The organism is Brevundimonas sp. (genome assembly GCF_041648055.1).
In the GTDB taxonomy this organism is placed as follows: domain Bacteria; phylum Pseudomonadota; class Alphaproteobacteria; order Caulobacterales; family Caulobacteraceae; genus Brevundimonas.
In genome coordinates this window covers 534,047-547,900 of sequence record NZ_JBAZPS010000001.1, presented here as the reverse complement: position 1 = coordinate 547,900, position 13,854 = coordinate 534,047, and the positions used below count along the sequence as shown (strand labels likewise).

General features: G+C 67.2%; 13 protein-coding genes. 4 read left to right on the top strand and 9 right to left on the bottom strand.

The annotated features are described in order from the left end of the window. The first annotated feature begins 82 nt into the window (after window positions 1-82). Entirely contained in the window at window positions 83-844 is a 762-nt protein-coding gene (locus WC585_RS02595; RefSeq protein ID WP_373255950.1) for a competence/damage-inducible protein A, read from the top strand. On the opposite strand, the gene WC585_RS02590 is transcribed toward WC585_RS02595, so the two are convergent. Next, entirely contained in the window at window positions 841-1,578 is a 738-nt protein-coding gene (locus WC585_RS02590; protein WP_373255949.1) for a polysaccharide deacetylase family protein, read from the bottom strand. The genes WC585_RS02595 and WC585_RS02590 overlap by 4 nt on opposite strands. A 112-nt stretch (window positions 1,579-1,690) precedes the next feature. Between WC585_RS02590 and WC585_RS02585 the strand changes: the two genes are divergently transcribed. From WC585_RS02585 to WC585_RS02575, 3 genes are read left to right on the top strand one after another with little or no spacing between them, the layout of a single operon-like run. After that, window positions 1,691-2,578 (top strand): glycine--tRNA ligase subunit alpha, encoded by an 888-nt coding sequence (locus tag WC585_RS02585; RefSeq protein ID WP_373255948.1) that lies wholly within the window; start codon window positions 1,691-1,693, stop codon window positions 2,576-2,578. Further along, window positions 2,578-4,629: a glycine--tRNA ligase subunit beta gene (gene glyS / locus WC585_RS02580; RefSeq protein ID WP_373255947.1), complete on the top strand. Its 2,052-nt coding sequence runs from the start codon at window positions 2,578-2,580 to the stop codon at window positions 4,627-4,629. Before WC585_RS02585 ends, glyS begins: the two co-directional genes overlap by 1 nt. Before the next feature lie 13 nt (window positions 4,630-4,642). Beyond that, window positions 4,643-5,578 (top strand): DMT family transporter, encoded by a 936-nt coding sequence (locus tag WC585_RS02575; protein WP_373255946.1) that lies wholly within the window; start codon window positions 4,643-4,645, stop codon window positions 5,576-5,578. 66 nt (window positions 5,579-5,644) lie between these two features. Here WC585_RS02575 and WC585_RS02570 read toward each other — a convergent pair whose 3' ends face one another. The 8 genes from WC585_RS02570 to WC585_RS02535 all read right to left on the bottom strand — a co-directional run bounded on the left by WC585_RS02570 (window position 5,645) and on the right by WC585_RS02535 (window position 13,694). Then, window positions 5,645-6,649: a glycerophosphodiester phosphodiesterase family protein gene (locus tag WC585_RS02570; RefSeq protein ID WP_373255945.1), complete on the bottom strand. Its 1,005-nt coding sequence runs from the start codon at window positions 6,647-6,649 to the stop codon at window positions 5,645-5,647. A 55-nt stretch (window positions 6,650-6,704) separates the two neighbouring features. Then, the gene (locus WC585_RS02565; protein ID WP_373255944.1) at window positions 6,705-7,613 is read right to left on the bottom strand and encodes a cobalamin biosynthesis protein CbiG; all 909 of its coding nucleotides are present in this window, start codon (window positions 7,611-7,613) and stop codon (window positions 6,705-6,707) included. A 103-nt stretch (window positions 7,614-7,716) separates the two neighbouring features. Further along, on the bottom strand, window positions 7,717-8,295 hold the full coding sequence (locus tag WC585_RS02560; protein ID WP_373255943.1) for a hemerythrin domain-containing protein: 579 nt from the start codon (window positions 8,293-8,295) through the stop codon (window positions 7,717-7,719). Next, complete coding sequence (mnmA, locus tag WC585_RS02555) at window positions 8,288-9,502, bottom strand: tRNA 2-thiouridine(34) synthase MnmA (protein ID WP_373255942.1); 1,215 nt, start codon at window positions 9,500-9,502, stop codon at window positions 8,288-8,290. Before mnmA ends, WC585_RS02560 begins: the two co-directional genes overlap by 8 nt. A gap of 127 nt (window positions 9,503-9,629) precedes the next feature. Continuing rightward, complete coding sequence (locus tag WC585_RS02550; protein WP_292170909.1) at window positions 9,630-9,920, bottom strand: DUF1153 domain-containing protein; 291 nt, start codon at window positions 9,918-9,920, stop codon at window positions 9,630-9,632. A 162-nt stretch (window positions 9,921-10,082) separates the two neighbouring features. Then, window positions 10,083-11,525 carry a flagellar hook protein FlgE gene (flgE, locus tag WC585_RS02545; RefSeq protein WP_373255940.1) on the bottom strand — a complete coding sequence of 481 codons (1,443 nt, stop codon included), beginning with the start codon at window positions 11,523-11,525 and terminating at the stop codon, window positions 10,083-10,085. 12 nt (window positions 11,526-11,537) lie between these two features. Then, window positions 11,538-12,296, bottom strand: coding sequence for a flagellar hook assembly protein FlgD (locus WC585_RS02540; protein ID WP_373255939.1), 759 nt, complete (start codon window positions 12,294-12,296; stop codon window positions 11,538-11,540). Between the two features lie 3 nt (window positions 12,297-12,299). Then, complete coding sequence (locus WC585_RS02535; protein WP_373255938.1) at window positions 12,300-13,694, bottom strand: flagellar hook-length control protein FliK; 1,395 nt, start codon at window positions 13,692-13,694, stop codon at window positions 12,300-12,302. Window positions 13,695-13,854: the final 160 nt, after the last annotated feature.

Here is a 13,854-nt window from a genome sequence, read left to right as displayed (position 1 = left end):
GTCGGCGATCAGGTGGGGAGCATAGCACAGATGCTCAAGGCGAGACGATGACGTGCGGGCCGGATGCGCCTATCTGCATCAGATGAGCAACGCTTCCCCCACCGCCGCCGTCCTGATCATCGGCGATGAAGTCCTGTCCGGCCGGACGCAGGACACCAATCTGAACACCATCGCCCGGTTTCTGGGGGCGCTGGGCATCGACCTGATGGAAGCGCGGACGGTCGGGGATCGCACGGAGCAGATCGTCGACAGCCTGAATGCCCTCAGAACCGCGCATGACTACGTCTTTACCACCGGCGGCATTGGGCCGACGCATGACGACATCACTGCCGATGCCGTGGCCAGTGCCTTTGGGGTGGCCCTGCCGGAGCATCCGGACGCGGTGGCCATCCTGGAGAAGCGCTACGGTCCGGGCGAGTTCAATGCGGCGCGGCGGCGGATGGCGCGGGTGCCGGAGGGCGGCAGCCTGATCGCCAATCCGGTGACGGATGCGCCGGGGTTCCAGATCGGCAATGTCTTCGTCATGGCGGGGGTGCCCAAGATCATGACGGCCATGCTGGAGGATGTGGCCCCGCGCCTTCGCACCGGGGCGGTCGTGCATGCGCGGACCGTGCGGGTGTCGGGCGTGGGCGAGGGGACGATCGCGGACATGCTGGGCGCGGCGGCAAAAGCCAATCGGGAACTCAGCTATGGCAGCTATCCGTTCGGCCACGGCTCGGTGGGAGAGATCGGGACCAATCTGGTTATCCGCGGGCGAGACGCGGCAGCGGTCGAACTGGCGGTCAATAGCCTGCTGGCCGATCTGGCCACAGCGGGCATCGAGGCCCGGGTGATCACGGCCTAGGCCGCCAGTTTCGCCCAGGCCTGGCCGATCGGCAGGATTTCCAGCCCCGCGCCCTTGGCCGCGCGCAGTACGCGATCCAGATCGTCCGGCGTGCAGCCATAGTCCGTGGGCCGGTCCGAGACGTCGTGGCCATAGGCGGTCAGCCAGCCGTTCGATGATGCAGCATCGGCCATCATCGCCTCCAGGTCGTAGTGGGGCAGGCGGCGGCTCTCCAGGCCGATGGACTTGATCAGGCCCCGGTCCTCGCGGCCCGCATTGACCCCGTCACGCACCCCGCGCCCCAGGGTGAAGCGGTCGCGGATGATCCGCTTGGCCGCCAGCGTTGCATCCCCGAACGGATAGGCGAAGGTGGTCATGCGATGACCGTCCAGCCGCGCGGCCACCCAGGCGGCATTGGCCTCAAGGCTCAGCCGCATCGCCTCGGCATCCATGCGCAGCACGCTGGTGTGGCCGAAGGTATGACACCCGACCTCATGCCCCGCCGCGTGCAGGGCCTGCAGATGTTCGGTGCGGAACTGCGGCCGCTCCATGTTCCAGCCACTCTCCAGCCCGCCACAGACATAGTAGGTGGCCTTGATTCCATGCTCGGCCAGGATCGGCCCGGCCTCGGTCCAGGCCGTCTCGGGGATGTCGTCGAAACTCAGCGAGAAGACGCCCTTCGCCGGCGCGATGGTCACGGCGTCGATATCGAGATAGCGAGCGGCCCTGCGCCGCATCTGGTCGATGGCCTTCATGGATGCGGTTCTAGCCGCCCTCGCTTAAGGAAGCGTATGGCCTCGGCTTGCCGCGCAAAGGCCCGCCGTCTAGGGTCCGCGCCTCTCATTTTGCGACTGCGAACAGCCACCCGTGACCACCGAACCTCTCGCCTTCCAGGACTTGATCCTGACCCTCCACAAATACTGGGGCGATCAGGGCTGCGCGATCCTGCAGCCCTATGACATCGAGGTCGGGGCCGGCACTCTGCACCCGGCGACGGTCCTGCGCGCGCTCGGCCCCCGCCCGTGGAAGGCCGCCTATGTCCAGCCCAGCCGCCGTCCCGGCGACGGTCGCTACGGCGAAAACCCCAACCGGCTGCAGCACTATTATCAGTATCAGGTCATCCTGAAGCCCAACCCTGACAATCTTCAGGAGCTGTACCTCGGCTCGCTGGCCGCCATCGGCATCGATCCGAAACTGCACGACATCCGCTTCGTCGAGGACGACTGGGAGAACCCGACCGTCGGGGCTTGGGGCCTGGGGTGGGAGGTCTGGTGCGACGGCATGGAGGTGACGCAGTTCACCTATTTCCAGGGCGTCGGCGGCATCGAGGTCGACGTCGTCTCGGGCGAGCTCACCTACGGGCTGGAGCGCCTGGCCATGTACGTCCAGGGCGTGGACAACGTCTATGATCTGAAGTTCACCAAGGAGGGCCTGACCTATGGCGAAGTTTTCCTGGAGAACGAGCGCCAGCAGTCGGAAGCCAACTTCCACGGCTATGACGTCGACGGTCTGAAGCGCCGGTTCGAGGACATGGTGGCCGAGGTCTCGCGCCTTCTCGCAATGAAAGGTCCGCAGGATCAGGCGCTGGTCCTGCCCGCCTATGACCAGGTCCTGAAGGCGTCGCACCTGTTCAACCTGATGGACGCGCGCGGCGCCATCGCCGTCGCCGAACGCCAGAGCTACATCGGACGGATCCGGGACCTGTGTAAGGCCTGTGCCGTCGCCTATGTCGACCAAGAGCGGAAAACCGCCTGATGCCCCAACTTCTCATAGAACTGTTCTCCGAAGAAATCCCCGCGCGCATGCAGGCGGGGGCGGCGCGTGATCTGGAGCGGATGGCGGCCGAGAGGCTGAAGGCGGCGGGTCTCGCTTACGAGGCCCTGACTACCTATGCCGGCCCGCGGCGTCTGACGCTGGTGGTCGAGGGGCTGCCGTCGGCGACGCCGGACCGGTCCGAAGAGGTCAAGGGCCCGCGCACCTCGGCCCCCGATCAGGCGCTGGACGGCTTCCTGCGCAAGACCGGCCTGGCGAAGGATCAGCTGACCGAGCGTGACGGCGTCTGGTTCGGTGTCCTGTCGTCCACGGGCCAGGCGACCACGGCCATCATCCCCGACATGGTCGACCAGATCGTGCGCGGCTTCCCCTGGCCCAAGTCGATGCGCTGGGGGTCCGGGACCCTGCGCTGGGTGCGACCGCTGAAGCGGATCGTGGCCCTGTTCGACGGGGCGGTGGTGCCGTTCGAGATTGACGGAATCGCATCGGGCGAAACCACCGAGGGCCACCGTTTCCTCGGCTCCGGCCAGCCGTTCACGGTCAAGGATTTCGCCGACTATCGCAGCAAGCTGGAGCGCGAATTCGTGCTGCTGGACGTGGCTGACCGCAAGCTGCGCATACTCGATGGAGCCAAGGCCGCCTGCGCCGCGCGGGGGCTGGCGCTGGTCGATGACGACGGCTTGCTGGACGAGGTGGCGGGGCTGGCCGAATGGCCGACGCCGATCCTGGGCGACATGGACCCGCAGTTCCTGGACTTGCCGCCCGAGGTGGTGCGTCTGTCGATGAAGGTGCACCAGAAGTATTTCGCGGTGCGCGATCCGGCCACACACAAACTGGCACCCAACTTCCTGGTGGTCGCCAATGTCGAGGCGTCCGATGGTGGCCAGGCCCTGGCCGCCGGCAACAGCCGGGTCCTGAGCGCGCGCCTAAACGACGCCCGCTTCTTCTGGGACGAGGACCTGAAGGTCGGCTTCGGCGCCTGGAACGACAAGCTGAAGGGCGTCACCTTCCACGCCAAGCTGGGCACGCTGCACGCCCGCGTCGAGCGCATCGCTGCCCTGGCCCGCGAAATCGCGCCCCTGGTGGGTGCGGACCCCGATCAGGCCGAAGCCGCCGCCCGTCTGGCCAAGGCCGATCTGGCCAGCGGCATGGTCGGCGAGTTCCCGGAACTGCAGGGCGTGATGGGCGGGTATTATGCGCGCGCCTTCGGCCATCCCGACGCCGTCGCCGACGCCATCCGCGACCACTACAAGCCCCAGGGCCCCGCCGACACCGTGCCGACCGCGCCGCTGACCGTGGCGGTCGCCCTGGCCGACAAACTGGACACCCTGGTCGGCTTCTTCGCCATCGACGAAAAGCCCACGGGGTCGAAGGACCCGTTCGCCCTGAGGCGGGCTGCGCTTGGGGTGATCCGGTTGGTGCTGGAGAATGGAGTGCGGCCCAATTGGTGGAATCTGTTGGGCGAAGCTTCTGATCTTACAGGCATTAAAGCGAGCCGAGACGAAACTATCGTGGCCGTCCGGGAGTTTTTTGTGGATCGCCTGATTGTGTTGCTGCGCGATCAGGGACAGCGTCATGATCTCGTACGCGCTGTATTTGGCGTCGGCGACGACGACCTGGTCCGCATCGTGCGACGGGTCGAGGCGCTGGACGGGTTCCTGAGCACCGACGACGGGGCCAATCTGCTGGCGGGCTACAAGCGGGCGTCCAACATCCTGCGGGCCGAGGCCAAGAAAGGCGACGTGCCGACCGGCATGGTCCAGACCGGCCTGCCCGGCCAGCCCGAGGAAGAGGTCGCCCTGGCCTTTGCCGTCGGGGCCGCCGGTACGGCGGTGGATGCGGCGCTGGACACCGAGGACTTCGCCGCCGCCATGACGGCGCTGGCGGGCCTTCGCGGCCCGGTCGACGCCTTCTTCGACAAGGTGCTGGTCAACTCCGACGTGGCCGAGGAACGCGACAACCGCCTGAAGCTGCTGGGCCAGGTCCGCGACGTCATGGGCCGGGTGGCTGATTTCGGACAGGTGGGCGGCTAACACCGCCCCCCACATGACCCACCCCCTGCTCACGCGCCGCGCGTCGGTCTTTGCCCTGGCGACGCTGTGCTGCCTGCTGTGGGGCAGTGCCTATCCGGCGGTGAAGGCGGGCTATGCGATGCTGGACATCGCGCCGTCGGACATGGCCAGCCAGCTGTTGTTCGCGGGGTGGCGGTTCCTGCTGGCGGGGGTGATCCTGCTGGGCGTCACCGTGGCGATGCGAAAGCCGATCCTGAAGGTGACGGGCTCGCAGGCGCGCCAGCTGGTGCTGCTGGGGCTGTTCCAGACCACGTTGCAATACGTCTTCTTTTACATCGGCCTGGCGCATGTGACGGGGGTCAAGGCGTCGATCCTGAATGCGACGGGCACCTTCTTCAGCGTGGTGCTGGCCCACTTCATCTACACCAACGACCGGCTGAGCCACCGCAAGGTCTGGGGCTGTATCGTCGGCTTTCTGGGCGTGCTGGTCGTCAATCTGGGCCGGGGCGGGTTCGGCCTGGACGTCACCCTGCTGGGCGAGGGCTTCATCATCGGCGCGGCCTTCGTGCTGGCTGCGGGGTCCATCTATGGCAAGCGAATATCGCAGGGTCTGGACCCCATGGTCATGACCGGCTGGCAGCTGGCGCTGGGCGGGGCGGTGCTGGTGGCGATCGGCCTGATCGGCGGCGGTCATCTGGGCGCGTTCGACGCCCGCTCGGGGGCGCTGCTGCTCTACATGGCGCTTCTGTCCGCCTTCGCCTTCGCGACCTGGAGCCTGCTGCTGAAGCATAATCCCGTGGGCATGCTGGCCGCCTTCAATTTTCTGGTGCCCGTCTTCGGCGTGGCCCTGTCCAGCCTGTTCCTGGGCGAGAGCGTGATGCGCTGGACCTATGGGGCGTCGCTGGTGTTGGTCTGTGTGGGCATCTGGCTGGTGACGCGGCCGCAGAAGGTTCTAGGTTTCAGGGGCTAGGGATTAGGGGGAGGGCTGCGTGGCTGAGGTCATCGTCCCTCGAACCTAGCCCCTAACCCCTAACCCCTAAAACCTACCAGGCTGATCCATAAACACCGCATCCAGCCCATAGGCCGCGAACCGCGCCAGCCGCTCGCGCAGCCGACCATGTTCCGCCGGGTCTGATCCGATCCTGTCGCCCGTGGGCAGGAAGGCGTTCTCGGCGCGGAAGGTCCAGGCGGCGACTTTCAGTTCCGCCGCGTGAGTGTCGGCGATCAGGGTCGTTGGCATCTCGGGCTCCGGCTCGATCAGCGCGGTATCGACCCCGATCCAGTCAGCATAGGTCGCGATTTCGGCCAGCCCCTGCGGCGTCGTCATGGCGTCGTAGCTGAGGGTTGGATCGTCCGCCGGCCCACCGCTCGCCGCGATCAGTTGCAGCAGCGGGGTGTCGATCCGCGCGTCGAGGCGGCGCAGCGTCCCCACCTCGAAACACTGGACGATGACCGGAGCCTCCGCCCCCGTCAGCCCGTGCTGCTCCAGCACGGCGACGAAGGCGTCCTCCATCGGCAGGCCGACGCCGGCAAAATACGACGGATGCTTCAGCTCCGGCACCACGCCGATGGTCCGCCCGGTGCGGGCACTGGCGTCGCGCGCGATCTCCAGCACCTGTTCGAAGCTCAGAATCGGCTCCAGATCATCGAAGGCCGTGTTGAAGGCCCGCAGCTCCGGCAGGCGTTCGCGCGCGTGCAGCGTCTGCAACTCGGCCCAGGTGAAGTCTTCGGTGAACCAGCCGGTGACGCTCTGGCCGTCGATGATCTTGGTCGTGCGCCGATCCGCGAATTCCGACCGCCAGGCGACGTCGGTGGTGCCGCCGATCTCGTTCTCGTGCCGCACGATCAGGACGCCGTCGCGGCTCATCACCAGGTCCGGCTCGATCATTGCCGCACCCTGCTCGATGGCCCGCTCATAGGCCATGCGCGTATGCTCCGGCCGCTCTCCGGATGCGCCGCGATGGGCGATGATGAGGGGCGATTGGGCCAAGGCCGGGCTCCCGATCAGCAGCAGGACGGTCGCCAGAATGAGCCGGATCATGGAGTAAGGGTAGGGGCGGCCCGTGACGGTTTCATTGCGCCACAGATGCGCCGCCTCAGGCCCCCAGAATCCAGCCTTCTTCCTGCTCGACCTGGGCGATCAGGTCGTCGGAAGCCCCCTTCGGCGGGGCGAAGGCCTTTTCCAGATCGCCTGCTTCATCCAGCTTGGCGAAATGCTCTGCCGTGACGCGGACCTGCGCCTGATCCTTGAACTCGCCGGGGTTCGGTGTCGCATCCCACATCGACGGATAGACCTCGGCTACCAGGGCCGACAGCGGCTCGACGTCGTCGGTGCTCAGGGCACGCCAGCCGGTGCCGAACGGCCAGACGGCACCTGATGGTCCGAGCTTCTCCAGCAGACGGCGCACGGCCGGGATGCCGACCAGGGTCTGGCCGCCGACAGCACCGGCCCCGTGCATCTGCCAGTTCGACTTGGGTTGCAGGCGGCCCTTGCGGATCGCGTTCTCGGTCGCGCGGAACTCGGTGATGTCGGCCCCGGCACCTGCGGGCGGCTTGGTCGTGGTCAGCCAGCGCTGGGCCTGCTTGGCCGGCGCGCCCCAGAAGGGCCAGGCCTCGTCCGTCATCAGCCGGTTCATCTTGGCCGCGACCTGATAGCGGTTGTTGGTGTTGTCGGCCTTGTCGACGATGTTGCCGGCCAGGAATTTCCACAGCGTGGACCAGGCGGGCGTGTCCTTCAGGCCCAGTCGCGCCGCCGTGCCCGCCGGATAGCCCAGCGAGAAATCGAAGCCGACCAGAACCCGGTCGCCGCGCTTCCTGTGGTCGGCCAGCAGCGAGGCCAGCAGGGCCTCGCCCTCGGCACGCGTGGCGACATTGTGCGTCTCGGAATACAGGCGGAAGCGCACGTCGCGCTTGGCCACCCCGATCCAGACGGAGTTGTCGCCCAGCTTCTTGCCCTCGGCGGCAGTCCAGTCAGCGATGATATAGGCGTCGAACAGGCGGGCCACGGCGGGCTCCTAAAAGGCTGGGCGTAAACAGGATGCGGGCTTCTAGCCCATTTTGGCGCGGGGGCTAATCGTGCCGAGGGCAAAAAAGCGTTTCGGCGTTCGATCAGACCGCGGGCGCGCCGCGCAACTGGATCAGAGGGACGATGATGTCTTCCTCGTCGTCCAGATGACGCAGCAGGGGACGGGCCGCCCCCGCGATCCGGTCGCCGAGACGATGGGCCTGGTCGGCGGCGTCGGGGGCCTTGCCGGCCACAGCCTGGTGGAAGGCCATGCCGTCGCGGAACATGGCCTCCAGCGTTTCGTGGACGGCATCGTGATCGCGATCCAGCAGGTCGATGCCCCGGTCGATCCGGGGCTCCATCGCACGCAGGGCCGGAAAATAGTGGCCGCTCTCGACGCGGTGATGGCCGTCCAGATGCTGCAGGAAGCCTTGCAGGGCGGGGATCGGCTGGCGGTGCAGGGCGATCAGGTCGCCGTCTGACCGCCACTGGTCGACCAGATCGTCCATGTGTCGCTGATGGTCACGAAAGCCGTCGTGCATCTGAAGCCAGAAGGCCGCGGTCTGGTCCAGTTCGCTGCGCACCCAGCGATCGCGCGGAAAGCCCTCGACCAGATAGCGCATCTCGGACGGCAGGCCGCTGCGCGAGGCCAGCGCCAGTGCGTCGTCTGTGTCGTTAGACAACGGCGGTCGTGGTCTTGATGAAGCCGCCGCCCAGCAGGCGATCGGGATCGGCGGGATCGTACAGGGCGCAGGCCTGGCCGGGGGCGACGCCTTCCTCGCCCTGGTCGAAGGTCACGGCTACCACGCCGTCCGTCATCGACAGGCGGGCAGGCGACGGCGGGCGGGTCGAGCGCACGCGGGCCAGGACAGGCGCACCGGCGTCAGCGGCATCCTGCATGGAGGGCTCGTCGCCCAGCCAGTTGGTCTCGTCCAGTGTCAGGGACGCGGTCAGCAGGGCCTCGCGCGGGCCGACGATGACGTGACGTTTCGCCGGGTCCAGCCGGGTCACGAACAGGGGCTCGCCCACCGCGACGTTCAGACCGCGCCGCTGGCCGATGGTGTAGTCGGTGATGCCCGCATGGTTGCCCAGGACGCGACCGTCCATGTGCACGATCTCGCCCGCCTCGCGCCCCTGGGGCCGCAGCTTGTCGATCAGGGTGCGATAGTCGCCGTTGGGTACGAAGCAGATGTCCTGGCTGTCCGGCTTGGCCGCGATGCGAAGGCCCAGCGCCGCCGCCACACCGCGCACCTGGGGCTTTTCCAGATCGGCCAGGGGGAAGCGCAGATAGTCCAGCTGATCCCGCGTCGTGGCGAAAAGGAAGTAGGACTGGTCGCGCGAATGATCGACCGCCTTCCTCATCTGGGATTGCCCATTCGTGCCCGCGGATCGGCGGACGTAGTGGCCCGTCGCCATCGCCTCGGCGCCCAGGTCGCGGGCGACGTCGAGAAGGTCGCGGAACTTGACGGTCTGGTTGCAGCGGATGCACGGCACCGGCGTCTGACCGGCCAGATAGCTGTCGGCGAACTGGTCGATCACCGCGTCGCGGAACTTCGATTCATAATCGAGGACGTAGTGGGGGATGCCCAGCATCTCGGCGGCGAGGCGGGCGTCGTGAATGTCCTGACCCGCGCAGCAGGCCCCCTTCTTCTTGAGGGCCGCACCGTGGTCATAGAGCTGCAGCGTCACCCCGACGACGTCATAGCCTGCCTTGTGCAGCAGGGCCGCCACCACGGTGGAATCCACACCGCCCGACATGGCCGCCACGACGCGCGAACCGACCGGCAGGCCGACCGCCGCGCGCGCGGCCTCAATCGCCGCATCCATGTCGTCCTGCGACGACACGGGGGCGATGTCGGGGATCGGGCAAAGGTCCTCGGTCAGGGTCATGGCCGCTATCTAGGCCTTGAACGGCGCGATTTCGAGGCCTGAGCGTGGACGCATGTCAAAACGACAACGGCCGCCCCTGTTGTCAGGAGCGGCCGCTGGCCGTCGGGGAGAGAGATCGAGCCGATGATCAGTCGTCGCGGCCGTAGTGCTGGATGCGGGTCGTGCGCAGGCCCTGCATGCCCCATTTGTCGATGGCCTTCTGCCAGGCCAGGAACTCCTCGGCCGTCAGGCGATAGCGGGCCAGGGCGTCCTCCAGGCTGATCAGGCCACCGCGAACGGCGGCGACCACCTCGGCCTTGCGGCGGATGACCCAACGGTCCGTATGCGGCGGCGGCAGGTCGCGCAGGGTCAGCGGCGTGCCCGTGGGACCCACGACATACTGTTCACCCTGGGTATTAAGACGTCGCTCTTGCAACATGGGCTTTTGCCTCATTCACCACCACACTGAGCAGGCAAGGTAGCGCGACCCGCCTAAGGGCCGTTTAAGCGTCGTGGTGAAGGGAATCCTAAAATCCCCTCCGTCCACCCGCCTGGTTTTCGTCGATCGGTCCATGCGCCGTTCCCCCCGTTCAGGCCTTTATCAGCGCTTGATGTTGATCAGTTCGGCCAGCATTTCGTCGGCCGTGGTGATGATCTTGGACGAGGCGGAATAGGCCCGCTGGGTCGTGATCAGGCCGGTGAACTCGGCCGACAGGTCCACTGTGGAGGCCTCCAGCTGCGAGGCACCGATGAAGCCCGCGCCGCCCGTACCCGCGGTCTTCAGGTTAAAGGTGCCCGAGCCGCGGCTGACGCGGTAGGCATTGCCGTCCTCGACCGTCAGATTGTCGGGGCTGGCGAAGGTGGCGATGGCGACCTGGGCGATGCGGCGCGTCACGCTGTTGTCGAAGATGGCGGTGACGAAGCCTTCCTTGTCGATCTCGATGCTGGCCAGGTTGCCGAAGGCGGTGCCGTTGGTGTTCACCGACTGGACGGCCGAGGCGCTGCTGTACTGGGTCAGGCCGCCGGCGGAGGCGTTCAGCGCCAGGTTGATCGGCTGGGCCGCAATGCCCAGGCCGGTCGCCCATTTCACCGCGCCGGGTGCCGCCGCCGAATCCGAGGCCCCGATGTTCAGGGTGGCGGCGTTCAGGTCGGGGAACAGGGCATTGGCACCGAGGGCCGCGGTGGCGGTGGGGTCCAGCCGCCCGTCCTGGGTGAAGACGATGCGGCCGCTCTTGATCAGGCCATTGGGCGCGCCCTCGATGTCCGAGGCCGGCACGGCGTGAATCTCGGCGTACCATTCGTTCGGGTTGACGCCCTTCAGGAAGGACAGGGCCACCGTCCGCTGGCCACCCTTGGAGTCCGAGACCGGGATCGACATGGTGAAGTCGGGCTTCACGCCCACGCCCGTGTCGGGGTCGTACATCGCCATGGAGTTGGTGGCCGGATCGTAGGCGTCGGCCCCGGCCGGAACGGTGGAAGCGGCGGTCGCCTCGGCCGAGATCGGCTGGCTGGACTGCAGGTTGGCGTTCAGCTGGGCGCGCGTGGTGGCCTCGGCGGCGCCGCCGACCGAGCCGATGTTGATCGACTGCAGGCGGTTGATGTCCGACGGGTCGGTGGCGATGTTGCCCTCGGAATCCACCGGCCAGCCCTGCAGATACAGGCCCGCCGTGTTCTTTAGAAAGCCGAAGTCGTCAGGCGTGAACGCCCCGGCGCGGGTGAACAGCCGCGCATCGATCGGCGTCAGGTTCTCGGGCTTTTCCGTCACGACGAAGAAGCCCTGACCGGCAATGCCAAGGTCGGTGCTGGAGGTCGTGCGCTGTAGCTGACCGCCCTGCGAGGTGTAGTGGCGGGTATTGGCGATAACGCCGCCGGCGGAATAGCCGGTGCCGGCGGACTGGCCGTTGATGACGGTCTGGAACTCGCTGGTCGTGCGTTTGTAGCCGACCGTGTTCACGTTCGCGATGTTCTGCGAGATCGAAGCCAGGGCGGCGGCATTGGCGGACAGGCCGGAAACACCGGCCCACAGGGCGCTATTCAGAGACATGGCTCGGGTCCTTTACGAAAACAGTTTGAGGGGGTTCAGCGCCGAGGCGATGGAGGCCAGCAGGCCGTCCTCGCTGTCGTCGTTCGCTGGTGTCGGAGTGGGGGTGGCCGTCCGGTTTTCTTCCAGAGCGATCACGGTGGAGAGAGGCAGGATGGAGTTGCCGACGGTCAGATAGGCCTCACCGTTGTACATCTCGACGCCGGTGATCCGGCCGCGGGTCAGGACCTGGCTGTCGACGGTGCCGCCGGTCGCATTGTTGGCGGTAATCTTCAGGGTGTAGACGCCGCCCTCGGTGGCGTTGACGCCGCTGGTGGTCTTGCCGTCCCAGGTGAAGTCGTGAACGCCGGTGGACTTGTCGGGGGCGGTGCCCTCCCAGACAACCTTGCCCTGGGCGTCCAGCACCTGAAGCTTGGCGTCGGTGGCGGTATTGGCCAGCTCATAGCTCCAGGTCGCCTTGCCGTCGGTCAGCTTGGTGGCGGCCCAGGCGGCGGTGGCATCCTTGCCGATGTAGTTGGCCGCATTGGCCAGGCTGCCGCCACCCTGACCGGCGACCAGGGACTTCAGCAGATCGTTGGTCAGCAGCTGCTGTTCCACGCCCGCCATCTGGGTCAGCTGGGCCGTGAACTGGTTGGAATCGACCGGCGACAGCGGGTCCTGATTCTTCAACTGCGACGTCAACAGCGTCAGGAAGGTCTCGAAGTTCGAGGCCAGCATGGTCGAGCCGGAGTTGATCCGGGTCGTGGCGGTATTGGTGCTGATGGAATCGACCATCGGTTAAACCTTCAAATCCACGCCCGAGGGCGAGAGGGACAGCGACATCCAGCGGGGCGGCTGGGCCACATCGATTTCGGCATTCAGGCGAGAGGCGGCGGAGAAGGCGCGGTTCTGGCGCTGTTTGTCGTTGTGATCGGATGAGCCCCGGTCAAAGGCGCTGGAGCCGCTGTCGCGCTCGGCGAATTCAAAGGCGTCGTCGGGCACGTGGAAGCCCGCATCCTGCAACTGGCGACGCAGTTCGTCCGCCCGGCCGCGCAGATCGGCGGCGGCGGCGGGATTGTCGAAGGCCATGCGCGCGGCCAGGCGGCCCTCGGCATCGATCTCCAGCTTCACGTCCACCCGGCCCAGGTCGTCCGGCGTCAGGGCCATTTCGAACCGGGTCGACCTGCCATCCAGCTTGCGGATGATCTGGGCGGCGATCTGGGCCGTGGCGTCGATGCTGGCGCGCGACAGGGTCGACAGGCTGGCGTCATGGCTGACGGCGGCCTCGGCCTGCGACTTGGCGGTATCGAGCGAGGCCGCAGCCCCATCGGTGCCGAGGTCGCCGGAAAGATCGGCCTGGCCTGTCAACGCGGCAGACACAGGCGGCAGGGTGGAGGCGTCGGCGGCGGCCTTGCCAGGCGTCGGTGCAGGTGTCGCGGAGGGGGCTGATGCGCTGGTGGTGACGGTCACGCCATCGGCAGACACCTTGGCCTCGCTCCCTTCGCGGGTCAGTCCGTCATGGGGGCGGCCCGTACGTTCGGACGCGGGTTTCAGCGGGGCCGGTGCGGGCGGCTGGACCTGGGGAACCGGTGGTGTCGTCGCTGCGGTCTTGTCGGTGACGGCGGGCGGCAGGGTCTGGGCGTCGTCGGTCGTGGCCTCGGCGGCAGCGGCCAGCAAGGCGGCTTCAGCAGCGTCAGCGGCGGTCACGTCCGGCAGGACAACCGGCGCGGTCGATGTCGGAGCAGCTGTCGACGCCGTTGCAACGACGGGCGTGGGCCCGACGGGCAAGGGCATCACGGGGGGCTGATCGTCCGTCTTCCCGGCGACGTCGGACGCAGATGAATCAGCTTCCAAAGCGGGGCCGGGGAAGGTGAGGGCGACGTCCGTTGCCTTGGTGCCGACAGTCTCGTCCACCGGTGCGGGCGGCAGGGTCTGGATGGTGCCCAGGCCTGTCGGATCGATCAGGGTGCCGGGTGTGCTGCCGTCCAGGGCGATAAGCTTGTTCGTGGCCCTGGTCGTGTCACGTGGCGGCTGGGTGGTCGGCGGCGGTGGTAGGCTGTCGTCGTTGCCGCTTTCGCCCGCTCCGATATCGGACAGCAGGCCGCCGAAGATCGACGCATCGGCGTCGCCCGCAGCCTGCACAGGCATCGGAGCGGAGGGCGCGATCAGATTGAGGACGGCGGAGGCTGACATGAAACCGTGACGGCTCGCGGTGAAGCGAGAGGACGAGGGCGCCTGCTGCGCCGGACATTCGGCAGCTCCGCCGCAAGTCGCGGGCCAACTTCGCTCGCTACTTCAAGTCATTGTTTCCTAATGACAAAACCTGCGCCTTGCTGTCGGCGTGACCCGGCTG

Excerpts from the sequence above, each read along its gene's own strand:
- WC585_RS02595 (WP_373255950.1), top strand. The coding sequence starts at position 83 with ATGAGCAACGCTTCCCCCACCGCCGCCGTCCTGATCATCGGCGATGAA.
- WC585_RS02590 (WP_373255949.1), bottom strand. The coding sequence starts at position 1,578 with ATGAAGGCCATCGACCAGATGCGGCGCAGGGCCGCTCGCTATCTCGAT.
- glyS (WP_373255947.1), top strand. The coding sequence starts at position 2,578 with ATGCCCCAACTTCTCATAGAACTGTTCTCCGAAGAAATCCCCGCGCGC.
- WC585_RS02575 (WP_373255946.1), top strand. The coding sequence starts at position 4,643 with ATGACCCACCCCCTGCTCACGCGCCGCGCGTCGGTCTTTGCCCTGGCG.
- WC585_RS02570 (WP_373255945.1), bottom strand. The coding sequence starts at position 6,649 with ATGATCCGGCTCATTCTGGCGACCGTCCTGCTGCTGATCGGGAGCCCG.
- mnmA (WP_373255942.1), bottom strand. The coding sequence starts at position 9,502 with ATGACCCTGACCGAGGACCTTTGCCCGATCCCCGACATCGCCCCCGTG.
- WC585_RS02550 (WP_292170909.1), bottom strand. The coding sequence starts at position 9,920 with ATGTTGCAAGAGCGACGTCTTAATACCCAGGGTGAACAGTATGTCGTG.
- flgE (WP_373255940.1), bottom strand. The coding sequence starts at position 11,525 with ATGTCTCTGAATAGCGCCCTGTGGGCCGGTGTTTCCGGCCTGTCCGCC.
- WC585_RS02540 (WP_373255939.1), bottom strand. The coding sequence starts at position 12,296 with ATGGTCGATTCCATCAGCACCAATACCGCCACGACCCGGATCAACTCC.
- WC585_RS02535 (WP_373255938.1), bottom strand. The coding sequence starts at position 13,694 with ATGTCAGCCTCCGCCGTCCTCAATCTGATCGCGCCCTCCGCTCCGATG.